The organism is Proteus hauseri ATCC 700826 (assembly GCF_001654965.1).
Lineage (GTDB): Bacteria > Pseudomonadota > Gammaproteobacteria > Enterobacterales > Enterobacteriaceae > Proteus > Proteus hauseri.
The window spans coordinates 98,151-118,497 of the sequence record NZ_LXEV01000031.1; the positions used below are offsets into that span (position 1 = coordinate 98,151).

Below are 20,347 nucleotides of genomic sequence, written 5' to 3' on the forward strand. Positions count from 1 at the left end.
CTGTTTATGTCAGCAAATATCGTTATTTTATCAATATTAACAAGGCCAAATATGCTCAACTAAAAGCTGAGGATTACGCTGACCTCTAAACTCGTTAATATCTAGTCGATAAGCAATTTCAACCATTTTGATACTGTTATCAGGCCATACATTTCTATCAATATTAAATGCAATAGCATCTATTAGTAAGTGGCTATTTAATGGCTGAAGTATCATTTTCAAATGTTTTTCCCCTACAATCCGAGGTTTTAATAACTGAAATTTACCATCAAACAACGGCTCTGGAAATGCTTGTCCCCAAGGCCCCGCTTCTCGCAACATTTCAGCAGTAGGCAAGGTTAATTGGCTGTCTGTTAACTCACCATCAGATAAAATCACACCTTGCAGTTGTTCTTTCGAAACAAGCTCTGCCATTAATGATGAAAAGTGTTGTTGAAAAAGAGTAAATTTATCTTCTTCTAATGAAAGCCCTGCCGCCATTGCATGACCACCAAATTTCACCATCAAACCTGGGTTTAAGGTATTTAGTCTTTCTAGTGCATCCCTTAAATGTACACCATGAATAGAACGACCAGAGCCTTTTAACAAGCCATCACCACTCGGTGCAAAAGCAATAACAGGACGATGCAATTTTTCTTTAATTCGAGAAGCTAATATCCCGACCACACCTTGGTGCCACTCAGGATGATAAATCGCTAATCCATTAGGTAAATCATGTTGAGTTCCCATAAATTGGCGAAATATCGTTGAAGCCTCTTCTTGCATTCCAGCTTCTATTTCACGACGCGTTTGATTTAACCCATCAAGTTCATTCGCAATTTCGCGTGCGGTGCCAATATCATCGGTTAATAAAAGCGCCACGCCAACCGACATATCATCAAGGCGCCCCGCTGCGTTTAATCGAGGCCCTAAAGAAAAACCAAAATCACTACTCACAAGTTGGGATAATTCTTTACGAGAAACTTCTGTCAGCGCTTTAATACCCGCACAACAATGCCCAGCTCTCACTCGACGTAACCCTTCATAAACAAAAATACGATTGTTTTCATCTAATGGCACCACATCAGCAACCGTTCCTAATGCGACTAAATCAAGAAAATCAGCCATATTAGGACGTTTTAACTTCTGCTGTTCAAACCACCCTTGTTTTTCAAGTTCGGCTCTCAGTGCTGTCATCAGATAAAAAGTCACCCCAACACCAGCTAACGATTTAGAAAGAAAAGCACAATCATCAAGATTAGGGTTAATAATGGCATCTGCAGCTGGCAGCGATTGCCCTGGCAAATGGTGATCGGTAACCAGTACACGAATACCATGTTCATGAGCAACATCAACACCTTCAAAAGAAGAAATACCATTATCTACAGTGATAATGAGCTCTGCGCCTTTTTTCGCCACATCATGAACGACTTGCGGGCTTAATCCATAACCATCATCAAAACGATTAGGAATATGATAACTCACTTGCTGATATCCCATCTGGCGCATTACTTTTATTGCCAGTGCAGTACTGGTTGCGCCATCAGCATCAAAATCACCAACAATCACAATTTTTAATTGTCGCTTTAGTGCATCAATTAATAACTCAATCGCAGTGTCAATTCCTGTTAACGATTGATAATGCAGTAGACCTTTTAAGCTTCTTTCTAATTGCGAATCTGAGGTGATTCCCCTATTCGCATAAATTTGCCGCAACAGTGGATCTAAACTTTCTGGCAATTGTGTTGATTGAGCAGCACGACGGAGTAATTTGGGTTCGATAGTGACCATAACGCGTTATTACTTCTCTTCTTTATCAAGTAGTTCAATTAAATCTTTAGCAGAAATATATCCACCATAAATACTCGCATTAGGTAAAATAATGGCGGGTGTGCCTTGGATCCCCATCATTGTGCCTAATTTAAAATGCTCATTGATATTAATTTTTTTGCATTCATCGATAGGGACAATGGCATCACCTTTAAATGCACTATCTAATGATTTTTTAGGAAAACCACTACACCAAACTGCATTCATCTGTTTGCTAACTGCATTATTGCTAACGCCATTACGAGGAAAGGCTAAATAACGAACAGTAATACCTTGCTTGTTTAACTCTGGAACTTCTTGATGTAATTTTTTGCAATAAGGGCAACTAATATCAGTAAAGATAGTTATAATATGGCGTTCATTACGGGCTTTATAAACAATCATTTCATTCTTTAGTGAATCCACTTTTTTCATGACTATCTGATTTGCAATACTCACTGGTTCACCATTACTAATATTATAAATAGGTCCTGCGGTTAAATATTTACCATCATCAGTAATATAAAAAATACCTTTATCAGAAAGTACCGCGTTTAATCCAACAATGGGCGTTGGTTGAATACTTTCGGCTTTGATTTGCATTTTTGCAAGTTGCTCTTCTATTGAATTGTTGTCTGCTAAAACAGGCATTGATACCAAACTCAATAATATAGGCAACCATAGCATTTTCTTTTTCATTCTAATTCCTATTCTAAGCCTATAACTAGAGGCTAACCCCTTGGGTGATGCTGCTGATGAAGCGTTTTCAATCGCTCAGTAGCAACATGGGTATAAATCTGTGTTGTAGAGAGATCACTATGACCCAATAACATCTGTACAACGCGCAAGTCTGCGCCATGATTTAAAAGATGTGTTGCAAATGCGTGTCTCAATACATGGGGTGATAACTTTTCGCTATCTATTCCTGCAATCACTGCATAATGTTTTATACGATGCCAAAAGGTTTGTCGTGTCATTTTCTGCCCTCTTAAACTGGGGAAGACAATGTCATCTGTTTTTCCTTGCATCAGTGTCGGTCTTCCATATTGCAGATATTGTTCAAGCCAGTAAATAGCTTCTTCGCCTAAAGGAACTAAGCGTTCTTTATCACCTTTACCAATAACACGTAGCACACCTTGTCTTAAACTAATATCAGGTAGAGATAATCCGACTAATTCAGAAACTCGCAAACCACAAGCATAAAGAACTTCAAGCATGGCTTTATCACGCAACTCAATGGGTTCATCAATGCAAGGTGCGTTAAGTAAATCTTCAATTTGTCGCTCACTTAAATCTTTAGGAAGTCGTTTGGGTAGTTTAGGTGTTGATAACAGTGCGCTAGGATCATCCAACCGTAACTTTTCACGATAAAGATATTGAAATAACCGACGCATTGTACTTAGCAAACGCGCCGCACTACTGGCTTTATATCCTTCATCAAGTCGAACAGCGAGAAAAGATTGAAGATCTAATGTTGTTACAGATAGCCAATCTAGCTGATTTTTATCTAACCATTGACCTAATGCTTGTAAATCTAACCGATAGGAACTTAGGGTGTTTTCAGATAATCCTTGTTCTAGCCAAATATTATCTAAAAATTGCTCAATAATGAGATCAGTTTTGTCTTTTACGCTTGTTGTATGCGTTGTTGGTTGTTTTACGTCACTCACAGACATTCCCCTTATGTTGCTATACAAGCTTTACATTATGCCTCATCAAAAAAGTTTTCTGGTACAATAGTGTCCTTTATTGGCAAAAATATCTTAAAACTTTCATGAAAATTGGTCTATTTTACGGTTCCAGCACCTGTTACACCGAAATGGCGGCAGAAAAAATTCGTGACATTCTCGGTGAGGAGTTTGTTGACCTCTATAATGTCCAAGAGTGTGATATTACGCTTATGGAACAGTACGACATTCTTATTTTAGGCATTCCAACTTGGGATTTTGGCGAAATTCAAGAGGATTGGCTAAATATTTGGGAAGTTCTGCCTACACTAAATTTAAAAGACAAACTAATTGCCATGTATGGCATGGGCGATCAGGTCGATTACAGCGAATGGTTTCTTGATGCACTAGGTATGCTTTATCATCATTTATTACCAAGCGGCGTTAAATTTATCGGTTTTTGGCCTGTTGAAGGTTATGAATTTGTCAGCCCTAAACCGTTGTCTAATGATGGTAAATATTTTGTTGGTTTAGCACTGGATGATGTAAACCAATTTGAAGAAACCGACGAACGTTTATCACAATGGTGTATGCAAGTTTTACGTGAAGTTGAAGAAAACCTGTAAATTTATCAAGCTCAAAATTTAAAAATAAGTACATGTTTTCATTTTTATTAACACCATAATTTTAAGCCCAATGATTTACCTACCAATGCCCAGTATTTAAATATCTGGGTATTGCATTAATAATTGAGAAAAATTTCGCCATTCACATTCGGGCATACTATCAAAAGCCACCCAGAGCGTTATCTTTTTTTTATTTAAAATAGAGGTTAATGTTATTTTAGTACCAAATCGGCTTATCCACGGTTGCTTAGTTAATTGCCATTCGTGAAGTTTCCATTGAATACGATTTCCATTAAGTAAAACTAAATCACCTTTGATCTTACTAATGTTTTTTTGAGTAAAATACCAACTCGCTATCAGTAAAAGTAACAGAGGAACCCAAATATAAATAAAATCGGCAGGCCAAGGGTAAAGTAAAAGCGCTATTTCAAAAGCAACATAGACGCCGGTTGAAAATAGCTGTGTAAACCAAGAAACGGTGAGATGCGATTTCCATAAAATCACGAGTTATTTCAACTCCGCATAATAAATAATGAAGCAATTAATGTATTCTAAAATAATAATACACGCTTTATTATAAAACTTCTTTGTTCCATTTAAAAATATCTGTTAGCTATTATTTTTTGTTTTTCATTATATTTATACTCTTTAAGAGGTTAATAAAAAAGAAAATTGAATTCGATACAATAAACTATACCGTCATCTGATTAAAATAATCATAACTTATCGGCTAAAAACAAAGAAAAAATAGTGATAAAAAAGAAGGTTGAACTTCATTTTCTAGAGATTACACGCAATTTTTTGATTATAAAGAATGCTATTTCATTAAAATATTATAAGTCTATTGTTTCTGTCACAAGTTTCTGTTTATACAAAGCAAAACACCCTTATTTTAAAAATAAAGGCGTTCTTTTATTATGTTGTTTTTATAATCTATTTATTATCGATACTTATCAACAATATCAGCCATTCTTGCTTTATTACGCTCTTGAATTAATTTAACAATATAATAAAGTTTATCGTCTTCAGGACGACCATGGTTCATTAACCAGTTGAATAAATCGGGATCAGCGCACTCTAGTAAGCGAACAAACAGCGCTTTATCATCATCAGATAGCGTATCATACTCGTTTTCGAAAAAAGGCATGATGGAAATGTCTAGTTCGCGCATTCCGCGACGGCATGCCCAGTGAATTCGTGCTTTGTTCTCTATATCGATAGTCATACTCTGCTCTTTGCATTGTTCAAATCAAGAAATACCACTATTTCTTCCTGCCTTTGATGATAGTCTTATCATGAAATTTTTAACATCAAAATGATCACAGTTTGACGGTTTAATCTCAATATCTTTTCTCAGCAACCCTTTGAACGTAAATAGTTTGTTATTTATAAATATTTTTTCTGTGCTCTATAAATAATAATGACTTGCATTGTCTTGTGACTCTTTTACCATAAACAACAATATTTGATTAATAAAATGGCTGGTGATGTCATGACTCAAAATTCTATTCAAACTAAACGCCCTCATGCAGCAATCAATCTACCGTTAACACTGATTTCTTTAGATGAGTGGTCACTGATAACAGCAACCGGCGCTGATAGTGAAAAATATCTACAAGGTCAATTAACTGCCGATATTGCAGCATTACCGGCAACAGAACACACTTTGGCTGCGCACTGTGAAGCAAAAGGTAAAATGTGGAGCACACTGCGCTTTTTCCACCAGCAAGAAGGGTTTGCTTATATATTGCGTAAAAATGTCGCGCAAAAGCAGTTGAGCGAGTTAAAAAAATACGCCGTATTTTCAAAGATAACCTTAGTGGAAAAAACGGATGCCGTATTATTAGGGCTTGCAGGACAAGGCGCAGCACAAGCTTTAGCAGAATTTTTCCCAGTAATTCCTCGTAAAGCTAATGAAGTGGTTCATCACGAAGGCTCTTACTTGCTGCAATTACCTTTACCTATCGAGCGTTTTTTAATTGTCACGGATGAAGATACAGCAAGAACGCTCGCTACCACACTAAACGCAGAAGCCAGCAATAGCGAACAATGGTTAGCGCTTGATATTGAAGCCGGATATCCCGTTATTGACACACCTAACATTGAGCAATTTTTACCACAGGCGACCAACTTACAAGCTCTGCCACATAGTATTTGCTTTAAAAAGGGCTGTTATACGGGTCAAGAAATGGTATCCCGAGCAAAATTTAGAGGGGCAAATAAACGTGCTATGTATTTATTATCTGGTGGTGGTACTGAATTACCAGAAATAGGTGGCAGTGTAGAGTGGCAATTAGGCGAAGATAAATGGCGTAAAACAGGCACTGTATTAAGTGCTGTTCGTATGGCTGATAATACTATTATTGCCGAAGTTGTGATGAACAATGATATGGAAGCTGACAGTGTTTTTCGCGTTCAAGGCGATAACATCAGCAAACTATCTATTAAACCATTACCTTATTCTTTAGACGAAGAATAATACTTATTTCAACACGAACGGATTTTTATGACTCAATTACCTAATGGGGCTTTTGGCCCCTTTTCCGATACCATCAACTTTATTATTGAATTAGACAAACTCAAACGCGTTTATCGTAAAAACAACGTATTAGATAATAGCCGCTCTGAAAATACGGCTGAGCATAGCTGGCATTTCGCCGTAGCTGCCATGAGCTTTCAGCCTTATGCCGGTGACATTGATATTGGTCGCGCTATTCAATTGGCATTAGTTCACGATATTGTTGAAATAGATGCAGGTGACGTGATGGTATATGACGTTGCAGCTCGTGAAGCGGTAAAAGAGCAAGAGCAAAAAGCAGCAAGACGTATTTTCTCTTTATTACCATCACCTCAAAGTGAGTATTTTCTGAATTTATGGCTGGAATATGACGCAGCTGAAACGCCAGAATCTCAATTTGCTAATATTCTTGATCGCACCATGCCAATGCTAATGAACTTACATAACGAAGGTCAAAGCTGGGTAGAAAATAATATTCGCTTAGAGCAAGTATTAGCACGCAATCTGTTTATTGAAGAACAGTGGCCTGAATTCTGGCAATATCTCTACCCGCAGTTATTAGCAGCAAAAGAGAAAGGTTGGCTGAAGTAAGAGTCTGAAATAACGTTCTTTCATTAATGATAAAAAAATACCGATGGTTAACCCATCGGTATTTTATTTAAGAATATTGCTAGATTAAAAGCTTATTCGTAATCGCTAATTGGCGCACATGAACAGTGTAAATGGCGATCACCATAAACATCATCAAGACGTTTTACTGCCGGCCAATATTTATTGCTTTTAGTCGCCTCACTTGGGAATACCGCACATTCACGGCTATAACTATGTGGCCACTCTTGTACTAATTCATATTGCGTATGTGGCGCATTCACTAATGGGTTATCATCTATCGGCCAAATGCCTTTATCAACCTGTGTTATTTCTGCACGAATCGAAAGCAGTGCTTCAATAAAGCGATCAATTTCAACTTTACTTTCAGACTCTGTCGGCTCAATCATTAAAGTACCCGCAACAGGGAAAGACATCGTTGGTGCGTGGAATCCATAATCGATTAAACGTTTAGCAACATCCATTTCACTAATACCGAAGTTCGCTTTTAGTGGACGAATATCAATAATACATTCATGAGCAACATAGCCATCAGCACCAGCATAAAGAATGTCGTAATCTTTTTTCAGGCGTTGAGCAATATAGTTCGCATTTAAAATGGCCACTTGGCTGGCTTGTTTAAGCCCTTCAGCGCCCATCATGCGTATATACATCCAACTAATAGGTAAGATAGATGCGCTACCAAATTGGGCAGCTGAAACAGCACCTTGTGTCGTGACATGTTCCATTTCTACAACAGAGTGCCCTGGTACAAAAGGCGCTAAGTGCGATTTCACACCGATAGGCCCCATACCTGGACCACCACCGCCATGAGGAATACAGAAAGTTTTATGTAAATTAAGATGAGACACATCAGAACCAATAAAGCCTGGTGTTGTGATCCCTACCTGCGCATTCATATTTGCGCCATCAAGATAAACTTGTCCACCATATTGATGAATAATGTCACAAACTTCGCGGATACCTTCCTCATAAACACCATGAGTAGATGGATAAGTCACCATTACACAAGAAAGCTCAGTTTGATGTTTTTCGGCTTTAGCTTTTAAATCTGCAATATCAATATTTCCGTTGTCATCACACCCCACAACGACCACTGTCATTCCTGCCATATGCGCAGATGCTGGATTTGTACCATGAGCTGAACTAGGAATTAGACAAATATGACGCTCACCTTCGCCACGGCTTTGGTGATAACGGCGGATAGCTAATAATCCTGCATATTCACCTTGCGCTCCTGAATTTGGCTGCATACACATAGCATCGTAGCCAGTTAGTGCTGCTAACCATGTAGAGAGCTGTTCAATCATTATCTGATAGCCTTTAGCTTGATAAGGCGGGCAGAACGGATGAAGCTCAGTAAATTCAGGCCACGTAATTGGGATCATCTCAGCAGCAGCATTAAGTTTCATCGTACAAGAGCCTAATGGGATCATGGCTTGATTTAACGCTAAGTCTTTATTTTCTAAACGATGCATATAACGCATCATTTCCGTTTCACTGTGATAATTATGGAAATTCTCATGAGTTAACACAGTATCATTACGCAGCATTGATGTAGGAATAGAGCTAGATGATGATGCAACTTTTGCGTCTAATGTATCAATATCAACGCCAAGTGCTTTACCGCTAATAATTTCTATCAGTACGAGGACATCTTCACGCGTTGTTTTTTCGCTTAATGTTACCCCCACTGCACCCGCAATATCTGTACGTAAATTAATTTCAGCATCTTTAGCTCGTTGTAATACACCCGCTTTATCAGCTGTTTCAACGGCTAAAGTATCAAACCAAGTTTGATGACGTAACGTCATGCCATTTTGTTTTAAACCTGCGGCTAAAATATCCGTTAAACGATGAATACGTTGTGCGATTTTTTTCAGTCCTTCTGGACCATGATAAACCGCATACATTGCAGCAATATTGGCCAGCAGCACTTGTGATGTACAAATATTAGAATTGGCTTTTTCTCGACGAATATGTTGTTCGCGGGTTTGCATTGCCATTCGTAATGCACGATTACCTGCTGCATCACGAGATACACCAATAATCCGTCCTGGCATGGCACGTTTATATTCATCACGACAAGCAAAGAATGCCGCGTGAGGCCCACCATAACCCATAGGTACGCCAAAACGCTGCGCTGAACCTAAAACAATATCAGCACCTTGATGCCCCGGTGCCGTTAATACCACCAGCGCCATTAAATCAGCAGCAACACTGGTAATAATTTTACGATTTTTTAATTCAGCTAATAATTTACTGTAATCATGCAGTTCGCCAGTTGTGCCAACTTGCTGCAATAGCACACCAAACACGCCTTCAAGTTCTAATACTTTTTCTGCTTTATCAACAATAACTTCAAAACCAAAGGTATCAGCACGTGTTTTCACGACATCTAATGTTTGTGGATGAACATCATCTGAAACAAAAAAACGCTCTGCATTTTTTAGTTTGCTTACACGTTTTGCCATTGCCATTGCTTCCGCAGCAGCAGTTGCTTCATCAAGTAATGAGGCTGAAGCTAAATCCATTCCAGTGTAATCAATAGTGACTTGTTGGAAGTTTAACAGTGATTCAAGACGTCCTTGAGAAACCTCTGGTTGATAAGGCGTATAAGCAGTGTACCAACCCGGATTTTCTAATAAATTACGTAAAATCACCGGCGGAAGTACAGAAGGTGCATATCCCATACCAATATAAGAAGTGAAACGTTTATTTTTGCTGGCGATAGCTTTTAATTCAGCTAAGGCAACTTGTTCTGTCGCCCCTTCGCCTACATCAGGTGGCGTAGCTAATTGAATATTATCAGGAACAATTTTTTTAGTTAATTCATTCAAAGAAGAGACACCAACAGCACTGAGCATCTCTTTAATTTGTTCTGGGGATGAACCGATATGGCGACGAATAAACTCATCACGATATTCTAATTGATGTAAAGTCTGTGTCATTGCGAGTAATTTCCTGAATTTCACTGTGGATTTATAAACAATTGTGTGATTAACAATTGCTTAATAGACAAAGAAAAACGCCCCGTCATATGATGGACGAGGCGTTGTTTTTACTCTTCGTTATCTACCAACTCTTGATAGCCTTCGGCACTGAGTAAGTCATTTAATTCGCTTTCATTATTAGCTTTAATGCGAAATAACCACCCTTCACCATATGGCGCACTGTTTACTCGCTCAGGAGAACCCTCTAACTCTTCGTTTACAGCAATAATTTCACCCGATAATGGCGAATAAATATCAGAAGCTGCTTTTACTGATTCAGCAACTGCACAATCTTCGCCTGCGTTCACTTCTCTACCGACTTCAGGTAAATCGACAAACACCATATCACCTAAAAGCTCTTGTGCATGTTCAGAAATGCCCACAGTGTATTCACCATTGCCTTCAGAACGAACCCATTCATGAGATTGTGCGTATTTTAATTCACTCGGTATTTGACTCATTGACCATACTCTCCATTGAAAATAGTTATGCGTGTTATACCAATGCTTTACCAGAACGAACAAATCCTGGCTTCACAACTTCGACTGGCATTTCACGATTACGCATTAATACAATTGCGCTATCTTTAATACTTGCAGGAACTCTTGCTAATGCAATGCTAAAGCCTAATGTTGGCGAGAAAGTTCCACTAGTCACAATACCTTCTTGGATTTCTCCATTATCGTCAGTAAAGTGAACTGCTGTACCTGCTCGTAACACACCTTTTTCTCGCATCACTAAACCCACAAGTTTATCTGTGCCTGTTGCGCGTAATTTTTCTAATGCTTCTCTACCAATAAACTGACGATCCTCAGGTGCCCATGCTATCGTCCAACCCATATTAGCTTCGAGAGGATTGATTGTTTCATCCATCTCTTGGCTATAAAGATTCATTCCCGCTTCTAAACGTAATGTATCTCTTGCACCTAATCCCGCAGGTTTTACGCCCACAGCTAATAACTTGCGCCAAAAATCAACAGCCTGTTCTTTTGGCATGGCGATTTCATAGCCTGCTTCACCGGTATAACCCGTTGTAGCGATAAATAACTCATCAAGTTGTACGCCATAAAATGGCTTCATGGCTGAAACAACTTGGCGTTGTTGTTCGGTTAATAAACTTTGGACTTTTTCTTGTGCATGAGGGCCTTGAACAGCAATTAAAGCAAGATCGTCACGCACTTGAATATCGACGGCATAATCTTTGGCATGTTCTGTTATCCATGCGAGGTCTTTTTCGCGCGTTGCTGAGTTCACCACAAGGCGATAGAAGGTTTTATCAAAGTAATAAACGATAAGGTCATCAATAACACCACCTGATGCATTAAGCATTCCGGTATAAAGCGCCTTGCCTTTTTCGGTGAGTTTAGCGATATCGTTCGCTAATAAATAACGCAGAAAATCATGAACTTGAGCACCATGTAAATCTACAATGGTCATATGAGAAACATCAAACATACCTGCATCGCGACGTACAATATGGTGTTCATCAAGTTGAGAGCCATAATGTAACGGCATCATCCACCCATGAAAATCCACCATACGAGCACCGCAAGCTACGTGCTCATCATATAACGGAGTCTGTTTTGCCATTCTTCCCTCTTTCTACTTTTACTTTAGATTATTCAGAGAACGCATATTGTTAAATATAAAATAGAACCTGATTAAAAATCATAGAATTAACTAGTAAGTTAAATTAATTTTTAAACATACATTTAACAATCATGAGCAATTAACGTACAACGCAAACGATACCATCCCCTTGAACTTAGCATTATGAGAAAAAATAAACCATAAGTTAAAATAGGGTATTGCCGTTCTTAATGATAAGGGAGAGCTATAAGTATGCAGAACTAATGATTGTAAATATGCGGTTCAACACTCATTTTTAGTGAAGAATTACTGAAAAAGGGGAGGTATCACAAAGAATAGGCTGAAAAAATAGATTTTTTTAGTTCTATTTCTTCAGCTAGATATAAGTAAAAGTAATGTGAAACAAGAGATAAATTAGATTTTTTCAACTGAAGTGGAATTTTTATCACTTAGCCATTCAGGTAAATCAGAAATGCCCATTGCTTGCTCAAGCAACTTAGGTTTTACGCCTGGTAAACTATCTGCTAACGAAAGCCCTATATCTCTTACTAATTTTTTAACTGGGTTATTGCCAGCAAAAAGCTCTCTAAATCCTTGCATACTAGCCAACATAACCGCAGCCGCATGTTTACGACGTCGTTCAAAACGTCTCAAATAGAGATATTCACCAAAATCTTTGCCTTCTGCTTTCAGGCGTCTAATTTCACCAATTAATTCGGCCACATCCATAAAACCAAGATTAACACCTTGTCCTGCTAAAGGATGAATTGTATGAGCCGCATCACCTAATAGCGCTAAGCGAGGAGCCGCAAATTGACGAGCATAACGGCCTGTTAGCGGTATTGTCATACGTTCGCTGATTAACTCACATTGTCCTAAGCGCATATCAAAAGTAACACCTAGTGTACGCTCAAATAAGGTTTTATCGGCATTTTTATATTCTTGCGCCAGATTTGCGGGTAAAGACCAAACAATAGAACTTGTTTGTGGGTCTGATAGTGGTAAAAACGCTAAAATACCTTCACCATGAAAGACTTGGCGAGCGATATTTTCATGAGGTTGTTCAGTACGAATAGTAGAAACTAATGCGTGATGTTCATAATCCCAAAAAGTCAGTGGAATATCTGCATTTTTACGCAGCCAAGAGTTGGCACCATCAGCACCAACGACTAATCTTGCGGTAAGCATCTCACCATCATTGAGCGTAATAAAAGCATCATTTTCCCCCCACACTACACGTTCAATTTGAGTGGGCGAGTAAAATGTAATATCACTGTGACTTTCGCATTTTTGCCAAAGTACTTCGCGAATTAAATGGTTCTCAATGATAGAACCTAGGTGAGTAAATCCCTCTTTTTGAGCCGAGAATTGAATGCGACCAAAGCTGTCTTTATCCCACACTTCCATACCTTGATAAGGTGTTGCTCGTAATGCATTAAGGTTTTCCCATACACCTAATTTTTTAAGCAATAATTCACTTGCAGTATTAATTGCTGATACCCGTAATGCAAAATCATCTTGCGGGTGAAAATGTTCTGTTACTGGATGATTTTCTATTATCGCTATACGTAAACCACACCCGTGTAATCCGCAGGCTAATGCAAGCCCTACCATTCCACCACCAGCAATAACAACATCAAATGATTTCATAATAAAAGTATCCTAAAAACAATTATACTTAGTCAGTCCAACCTAAGGTTTGGTGTGCCAATCTGTTACGTAAAGCAGGAACAAGCTCCATTGCCATTAAGCCAAGATTGCGAGATATAATTAAAGGCATACAACGGTTAGCGAATACTTTAACTAGCCCATCAGTGATCCCGATAGTTTCTTCTCTATCGTTTTGGCGCAACTGTTGATATTGAGATAGCACTTGGTAACTCCCAATATCAGCACCAGAATTAATTGCCTTAGTTAATGTATTCGCCAATGTCATCACATCTCGTAGACCGAGATTAAAACCTTGCCCAGCAATTGGATGAAGCGTTTGTGATGCATTTCCGACTAAAGCAAGGCGGTGGCTGATAATCTGATTGGCTTTCTGTAATGCGAGAGGATAACTATTACGCTTGCCTATATGCTCAATGCGCCCTAATCGCCAACCAAAATCACGCTGTAAACGGGTTATGATTGTTTTATCATCCCATTTGGCTATTTCAGCCTGTTTTTCCATGGGATGACACCATACTAGTGAGCTACGTCCTTCACTCATTGGTAGCATCGCCAATGGTCCAAATTCTGTAAAGCGTTCAAACGCTTTACCTTGCGGGTCAATTTCTGTTTTTACATTAGCAATCACCGCGACTTGCTCATAAGGTTCGCGTTGCCGTTGGATATGGCATTGATGTGCTATTGCCGAATAAGTCCCATCGGCGGCGACTAATAAATCACCTTTTAACCGAGTGCCATCATTAAGAGTGACTTCAACGGAGTCAATATCGCGATGAACATACTCAACTTTTGCTGGACAATATAATTGAATATTGGGCTGTTTTTTTAATTGAGCAAAAAGCTGGCGACCCGCATCGTGTAGCTCTATTACATAGCCTAAAGCAGAAATAGCATAGTCTTGTGCACTTATATTCACAAAACCACAATGCCCTTTATCAGAAACATGAACATGATTAATTGGTGTAACAAAAGATTTGAGCGTTGACCAAATACCAATTTGATCTAACCGCTTTGCTGTGCCGTGAGCCAATGCGATAGCTCTGGCATCAAATCCCGGATGACCTTTATCAGGCTCTGACGTTTCAATTAACGATATCGAAATTTTATCTTTATTTAGTGCAGAAAGCGCGAGCGCAAGTGTTGCACCCGCCATTCCACCACCAACGATAATCACGTTCATGTGGATATTAGCCTTAAATTTTTCCTGCCATGAGAGCTTCAATTTCATCAGGATCTTTAACCACAGAGGCGGTAAGATTTTCATTACCCGTTTCTGCAATTAAAATATCATCCTCGATACGAATACCAATACCTCGATATTCCTGAGGAACATCTGCATCAGGTGCGATATAAAGACCGGGTTCAATGGTGAGTACCATTCTTGGCTCTAAAATACGGTCACGTTCAACGCCATAATGCCCAACATCATGAACATCAAGCCCTAACCAATGACTTAGACTGTGCATAAAGAAGCGCTGATAAGCTTTAGTTTCGATCAAATGTTCGATTTCACCGTGCATAATGCCCAGTTTAACTAGTCCCTCAACCATGATATACACCACATGTTCAGTGACTTCTTTGATACTTGTACCAGGTTTGTACAATTCGAGAGAAACATTGAGTGATTTTAAAACAATCTCGTAAATTTCACGTTGTTGACGCGTAAATTTACCATTAACAGGGAATGTGCGTGTAATATCACCAGCGTAACCTTCATATTCACATCCTGCATCAATCAGAACCAAATCCCCATCACGCATTTTGGTTTCATTTTCGGTGTAGTGCAAAATACAGCCATTTTCACCGCTGCCCACAATGCTGTTATAAGAGGGGAAACGTGCGCCATGAGAAACAAACTCATGCTCAATCTCACCTTGAAGCTGATACTCATACATACCTGGCTTACATTTTTGCATTGCACGCGTATGTGCTAATGCAGAAATTTCACCGGCTTTACGCATTAAGTCAATTTCAATATCAGTTTTAAATAGACGCAGTTCATGAACTATTGGACGCCAATCAACAAGTGTTTGTGGTGCTTTTAAATTACGCCGAGAGCCTTTTCTTAAAGTATCTAAAGCGTTAAAGACAATTTCATCCGCAAAAGCATATTCACCCTGCGCATGATAAACAACATCCAATCCATTAAGTAATTGATATAGCTGATCAGCAACATCTTCATAAGGTAACGCTTTATCAATTCCTAGTTTCTCAGGTGCCGCATCTTGACCAAGCCGGCGACCAAACCAGATTTCCGCAGTAAGATCTCTAACGCGATTAAAGAGAACACTGTGATTATGAGTTTCATCACTTTTAATCAGTACAAGAATGGCTTCTGGCTCACTAAAACCAGTTAGATAAAGAAAATCACTATGCTGACGATAAGGATATTCACTATCAGCGTTGCGCTGCGCTGTTGGTGCAGCAAAAAAGATAGCCGCACTAGCAGGTTTCATCTGTGCCAATAACGCCTGACGACGGGATAAAAATTCTTGCTTATTCATACCCTCTCCTGTCTTTCTTTTATCTTTATGATTATCTAATTAATGGTGTGATTATTAATGTAATATACGTTGGTCATCTTGTTCATTACTTTCCTTGCCTTTTGGTGTAACAAAAGTAATGTAGCAAAGCTGAACAGATACTTTTACATATTCGGTGACTTCTTCAAGCGCATCTTCAAGCTCTTCTTGATTTTCCTCTTCGTCATAACCTAGTTCACCAATATTGCGTAAGTCAGTAATAACTTCGAGAAGTTCTTTATGATCAGATAATTTAGGCTGTGCAACGCCAAGACCTAAAAGAAAATGATTTACCCAACCAGCAAGGGCATCTGCTCTTAAAAAAACAGAATCTGATTCTGCTGGAAGTAACATCGAAAAGTTAAATACACTGTCATCGAGCTGTTCATAAGTCACATGATAAAGAGCTTCAAGTTGGTCTAATAACGTTTTAGAAAACGCTAAACCTTCGTTAGTAAGATCATGTAACAGCGTTTTCCAGCTACTATCGCGAACAGCACCACAAATAAACCCTGTTATCAACCCATGCATTTCAGCAGTAGTTAAAGGAACAGAGTGCTGCTGTAATAAGGTATCAATAGACTGATAACTCGGTAATGTATTTTGTTTTGACATAGAATAAAGGTCGCATTTAGGGGAATAGTTCAAGATATGCTACCATCAATAGAAGTCGCTGTACTAGTTAAGCTATGTTAATCATTGGAATTTTTGCAGTAATAGCGTTTAATACAGCGTTATAACCGTATACACTACTAACTACGTAGCACAGATTTTATGTCAGGAAGGAATCATGTCCGCACAACCCGTTGAACTTCAAATTTTTGGGCGATCATTACGTGTTAACTGCCCACCAGAACAAAGAGATGCTTTACTGGCTTCTGCTGCTGAACTTGAACAACGATTACAAGATCTCAAAGAACGCAGTGGTGTTTCGAATACAGAGCACTTGATTTTTATAGTGGCATTAAATATGAGCCATGAGTTGGCAGAAGAAAAGTTAAAAACCAGAGACTATGCCTACAATATGGAAGAGAAAATAAAAATGCTACAACAGTCCATTGAACAAGCTTTACACGATCAAGGCAAGCACCATGATCGCACTTTTTCAACTGCGAAGTAGATTTGTTCAGAAAGCACGCGTACACCACGAAATTAACAGATAATAGGTTGCTTTCTACAATTAAAATAATACAATAGTTCATAGATAGGGTGCTGAACGGCACCCAACAAATTTCTCTGAGATGTTTGCTAGTGGGCCAGTCCCCTGAGCCGATATTTCAAACACATAGAATGTGGTGGTCAGTTACTTGTGAGCATACCCGATTCGTTCAGGCAGCCTAATGGTAATAACACTACGTTCACCTTGGACCACGGGTTCAAGGGTTACAGCCTACGGCGGCATCTTGGAGACCTCTATCTAAGTTCTAAACATTAAGTGTTTTATAAATGCTTAATGTTTAGAATTTTTTTTATCTCTTTTTTATACCTCTTTATCCAATTTTTAACCTCTCTCTCTATTCTTACCTCTAAAGTGTGATAAATTGACTCGAGTGATATTTTTCTATTAACACCAACCATTTATTGATAGGCTAATAAATGACAAACGCCTCGCTTTTTCAACAAAGAGACCAAATCCGTAAAGTGGTTCGTCAAAAAAGGCGCTCACTCACCCCAGAGCAACAACAACTCGCCGCTCAACAACTCAGTGAACAGGTTCTTTCTCATCGCAAAATCAAAGATGCAAATACTATCGCTCTATTTCTCTCTTTTGATGGCGAAATTGATACAATACCGTTGATCTCACAATTATGGGGATTAAAAAAAACTGTTTGCCTACCTGTATTGCATCCTTTTCATCGTCACCAGTTACTCTTTTTGCGTTATACCACTGAAACTATTTTAGTCAGAAACCGCTTTAATATTTCAGAGCCACCATTAAATGTGAATGATGTTATTCCCATTACTGATATCGACATTATATTTACTCCTCTTGTTGCTTTTGATTCGTCAGGAGAACGACTAGGCATGGGAGGCGGTTTTTACGACAGAACATTAGAAAACTGGCAGCAAAAATCATTTTATCCAATGGGACTTGCACATACTTGCCAACAAGTAGAGCATCTTCCTGTAGCTGATTGGGATATACCATTACCTGAAATTATTACACCGGAAAAAATATGGCGTTTTTAATCTTAGGAATATATTCCTTTTAGTTATCTTTGTTTTTTTATATTAAAAATAAAATAAAAAATATTTAATACATCCCTTATGCACATAGTAATAAGAGGGATAAATTAAAAATGTCCAACAATAAAAATATAATAAAAAGTATTAACATCATTCTCATTTTAACAGGAAAGGAAACATTACCCTTAAAGTTAGAGCATAATAGCACCATAAAAGAATTAGAAAAAAAATATTCATTCAAGCTAAAAACAACAGAGATAAGGTTATTATTAAAAGAAAAAACAAATCAGCCAATTATTTTTTTAGATAAAAATAATAATTCTTTTGTTTTATTAAAAAACAATGAAAATAAACATCTAATATATAATATAGCAACTAAAAAAACAGAGGTATTAAACCATGAAAATCTAATCAAAAATTATATATCAAAATGCTACTTTCTTAAATTTAAAGAAAATAATCATTTTGATATTTCATGGTTTTATTCTGTTTTTTTAAAGTATAAAAGTACATTTAAAAATATTCTATTTTATTCATTAATTCTTCAATTATTAGCACTTGCATCCCCATTAGTTATGCAAGTTATTATGGATAAAGTAGTTATCCATCAGGCACTATCAACACTAGATGTTTTAATTATAGGATTAGTTTTTGTTGCTATTTCAGAAGGCGTATTAAAGGGCCTTAGAGAATATATTTATCATCATACAGCAAATAAAATTGATATGATGTTAAGCTTAAAGCTTACTCAACATCTATTTAAACTTCCTATTGGTTATTTTAAATCTCGTCAAACAGGAACTGTCGTAACAAGAATAAAAGAATTAGATATTGTTAGAGAATTTATTACTAACACACTATTAATCTTAGTTGTGGATTTTTCTTTTATATTTATTTTTATCTTTGCAATGTTCATTCTATCCTTTAAATTAACATTAATATTTCTTTCCACTATTCCTTGCTATTTTATCTTAGCCAAATTACTTGCACCTAGAATAGAACAAGCAGTTCAAAAGCTATATCAAAAATCGGCTATAAATACTGCTTTTTTAACTGAAAGCCTAAGTGGAATAGAAACTATAAAAAGTCTTTCTCTTGAACCTCGATTTACACAACAATGGAATAATCAAACGCATCAACTTACTAATGAAAATCTGAGGTTAAAGAAAATTGATAATATTTCTCATTATTTCATCACTTTTATCCATAAAATTACTACCGCTTTAATTTTATGGATAGGTGCTTATGAAGTTATTTCACTTTCAATGACAATAGGCCAGCTTATCGCCTTTAATATGTTACTTGGTCACTGCTTACAACCTCTTGGAAAAGCAATAGACATCTGGGGGAAATATATTAGAGTCAAAACTGCAATCTATAACTTACAAGATATTCTTAACATTCCTAAAGAACAAGCACAAACAACAGCGACAATACAATTAAAAGGCGAAATAATTTTTAATAGTGTTACTTTTTATTATAAAAATAATATGCCCCCTATTTTAAATAAAATTTCGCTTCATATTAAAAAAAATGAAATAGTAGCTATTATAGGTACATCAGGCTCTGGGAAAAGTACATTGGCCAAGATGATACCTAATCTTTATACACCACAATCAGGAAGTATTACAATTGATCATATTCCTATTTCACAACTTGATCCCGCAGTATTACGTCAGCAAATAGGTTACGTTTTACAAGAAAATTATTTATTTCATTTAAGTGTTTTTAACAATATTCGCTTATCTGTACCTAATGCCTCTTTAGAGAATGTTATTCATATTACTAAATTAGTCGGTGCTCATGAGTTTATTCTAAAGCTACCTTTTGGTTACGACACCATTATCGCAGAAGGAGGTGCATCATTATCTGGTGGACAGCGTCAACGTATTGCCATTGCAAGAGCTATTTTATCCAACCCTAAAATTTTAATTTTAGACGAAGCAACGAGTGCATTAGACGATGAATCTCAAGAAATTATTCAACAAAACACGCCTCTTATCGCTAAAGATAAAACAGTTTTAATTATTGCGCACCGTCTTTCAACAATTAAAAGCTGCCATCGAATTATTGTATTAAAAAAAGGCAAAATTATTGAAGAAGGAAAGCATGATGAACTAATAAAAAAACAAGGACATTACCAAAAAATTTGGCAACTTCAACAGGAAGGTTAATC

The 20,347-nt window shown here is 37.5% G+C and carries 18 protein-coding genes and 1 other RNA gene; 7 read left to right on the plus strand and 12 right to left on the minus strand.

The window, feature by feature from the left end; genetic code table 11:
• Positions 1-36: 36 nt before the first annotated feature.
• The 3 genes from recJ to xerD are packed head-to-tail and all read right to left on the minus strand — an operon-like array spanning position 37 to position 3,458.
• Entirely contained in the window at positions 37-1,770 is a 1,734-nt protein-coding gene (gene recJ / locus M997_RS13800; protein ID WP_064720689.1) for a single-stranded-DNA-specific exonuclease RecJ, read from the minus strand.
• Positions 1,771-1,779: 9 nt separating this feature from the next.
• On the minus strand, positions 1,780-2,487 hold the full coding sequence (dsbC, locus tag M997_RS13805) for a bifunctional protein-disulfide isomerase/oxidoreductase DsbC (RefSeq protein WP_064720690.1): 708 nt from the start codon (positions 2,485-2,487) through the stop codon (positions 1,780-1,782).
• 32 nt (positions 2,488-2,519) lie between these two features.
• Positions 2,520-3,458 (minus strand): site-specific tyrosine recombinase XerD, encoded by a 939-nt coding sequence (gene xerD, locus M997_RS13810; RefSeq protein ID WP_420874845.1) that lies wholly within the window; start codon positions 3,456-3,458, stop codon positions 2,520-2,522.
• A 104-nt stretch (positions 3,459-3,562) separates the two neighbouring features.
• Between xerD and fldB the strand changes: the two genes are divergently transcribed.
• Positions 3,563-4,081 carry a flavodoxin FldB gene (gene fldB / locus M997_RS13815; protein WP_064720692.1) on the plus strand — a complete coding sequence of 173 codons (519 nt, stop codon included), beginning with the start codon at positions 3,563-3,565 and terminating at the stop codon, positions 4,079-4,081.
• 96 nt (positions 4,082-4,177) lie between these two features.
• Here fldB and M997_RS13820 read toward each other — a convergent pair whose 3' ends face one another.
• Both M997_RS13820 and sdhE read right to left on the minus strand, forming a co-directional pair.
• The gene (locus M997_RS13820; RefSeq protein WP_064720693.1) at positions 4,178-4,585 is read right to left on the minus strand and encodes a protein YgfX; all 408 of its coding nucleotides are present in this window, start codon (positions 4,583-4,585) and stop codon (positions 4,178-4,180) included.
• 436 nt (positions 4,586-5,021) lie between these two features.
• The gene (sdhE, locus tag M997_RS13825; protein WP_064720816.1) at positions 5,022-5,300 is read right to left on the minus strand and encodes an FAD assembly factor SdhE; all 279 of its coding nucleotides are present in this window, start codon (positions 5,298-5,300) and stop codon (positions 5,022-5,024) included.
• A 273-nt stretch (positions 5,301-5,573) separates the two neighbouring features.
• Between sdhE and ygfZ the strand changes: the two genes are divergently transcribed.
• Positions 5,574-6,560 carry a tRNA-modifying protein YgfZ gene (ygfZ, locus tag M997_RS13830; RefSeq protein ID WP_064720817.1) on the plus strand — a complete coding sequence of 329 codons (987 nt, stop codon included), beginning with the start codon at positions 5,574-5,576 and terminating at the stop codon, positions 6,558-6,560.
• A 27-nt stretch (positions 6,561-6,587) separates the two neighbouring features.
• On the plus strand, positions 6,588-7,190 hold the full coding sequence (locus M997_RS13835) for an HD domain-containing protein (protein ID WP_064720694.1): 603 nt from the start codon (positions 6,588-6,590) through the stop codon (positions 7,188-7,190).
• A gap of 92 nt (positions 7,191-7,282) precedes the next feature.
• On the opposite strand, the gene gcvP is transcribed toward M997_RS13835, so the two are convergent.
• The 7 genes from gcvP to M997_RS13870 all read right to left on the minus strand — a co-directional run bounded on the left by gcvP (position 7,283) and on the right by M997_RS13870 (position 16,599).
• A complete protein-coding gene (gcvP, locus tag M997_RS13840) occupies positions 7,283-10,159 on the minus strand; it encodes an aminomethyl-transferring glycine dehydrogenase (RefSeq protein ID WP_064720695.1) in 2,877 nt (958 codons plus the stop codon).
• A gap of 110 nt (positions 10,160-10,269) precedes the next feature.
• Positions 10,270-10,662 (minus strand): glycine cleavage system protein GcvH, encoded by a 393-nt coding sequence (gene gcvH / locus M997_RS13845; RefSeq protein ID WP_064720696.1) that lies wholly within the window; start codon positions 10,660-10,662, stop codon positions 10,270-10,272.
• A 34-nt stretch (positions 10,663-10,696) separates the two neighbouring features.
• Positions 10,697-11,791 carry a glycine cleavage system aminomethyltransferase GcvT gene (gcvT, locus tag M997_RS13850; protein WP_064720697.1) on the minus strand — a complete coding sequence of 365 codons (1,095 nt, stop codon included), beginning with the start codon at positions 11,789-11,791 and terminating at the stop codon, positions 10,697-10,699.
• Between the two features lie 414 nt (positions 11,792-12,205).
• Positions 12,206-13,441 carry an FAD-dependent 2-octaprenylphenol hydroxylase gene (ubiI, locus tag M997_RS13855; protein ID WP_064720698.1) on the minus strand — a complete coding sequence of 412 codons (1,236 nt, stop codon included), beginning with the start codon at positions 13,439-13,441 and terminating at the stop codon, positions 12,206-12,208.
• A gap of 28 nt (positions 13,442-13,469) precedes the next feature.
• The gene (ubiH, locus tag M997_RS13860; RefSeq protein ID WP_064720699.1) at positions 13,470-14,642 is read right to left on the minus strand and encodes a 2-octaprenyl-6-methoxyphenyl hydroxylase; all 1,173 of its coding nucleotides are present in this window, start codon (positions 14,640-14,642) and stop codon (positions 13,470-13,472) included.
• 13 nt (positions 14,643-14,655) lie between these two features.
• Positions 14,656-15,966: a Xaa-Pro aminopeptidase gene (gene pepP, locus M997_RS13865; protein WP_064720700.1), complete on the minus strand. Its 1,311-nt coding sequence runs from the start codon at positions 15,964-15,966 to the stop codon at positions 14,656-14,658.
• Between the two features lie 54 nt (positions 15,967-16,020).
• Complete coding sequence (locus M997_RS13870; protein ID WP_064720701.1) at positions 16,021-16,599, minus strand: YecA/YgfB family protein; 579 nt, start codon at positions 16,597-16,599, stop codon at positions 16,021-16,023.
• A gap of 175 nt (positions 16,600-16,774) precedes the next feature.
• On the opposite strand from M997_RS13870, the gene zapA reads away from it, so the two are divergent.
• The 4 genes from zapA (at position 16,775) to M997_RS13890 (ending at position 20,345) form a co-directional block, all read left to right on the plus strand.
• Positions 16,775-17,104, plus strand: coding sequence for a cell division protein ZapA (gene zapA, locus M997_RS13875; RefSeq protein ID WP_064720702.1), 330 nt, complete (start codon positions 16,775-16,777; stop codon positions 17,102-17,104).
• A gap of 110 nt (positions 17,105-17,214) precedes the next feature.
• A non-coding RNA gene (gene ssrS / locus M997_RS13880) (6S RNA) lies at positions 17,215-17,398 on the plus strand.
• Positions 17,399-17,580: 182 nt separating this feature from the next.
• The gene (locus tag M997_RS13885) at positions 17,581-18,174 is read left to right on the plus strand and encodes a 5-formyltetrahydrofolate cyclo-ligase (protein ID WP_064720703.1); all 594 of its coding nucleotides are present in this window, start codon (positions 17,581-17,583) and stop codon (positions 18,172-18,174) included.
• Between the two features lie 110 nt (positions 18,175-18,284).
• The gene (locus tag M997_RS13890; protein ID WP_064720704.1) at positions 18,285-20,345 is read left to right on the plus strand and encodes a peptidase domain-containing ABC transporter; all 2,061 of its coding nucleotides are present in this window, start codon (positions 18,285-18,287) and stop codon (positions 20,343-20,345) included.
• Positions 20,346-20,347 lie beyond the last annotated feature (2 nt).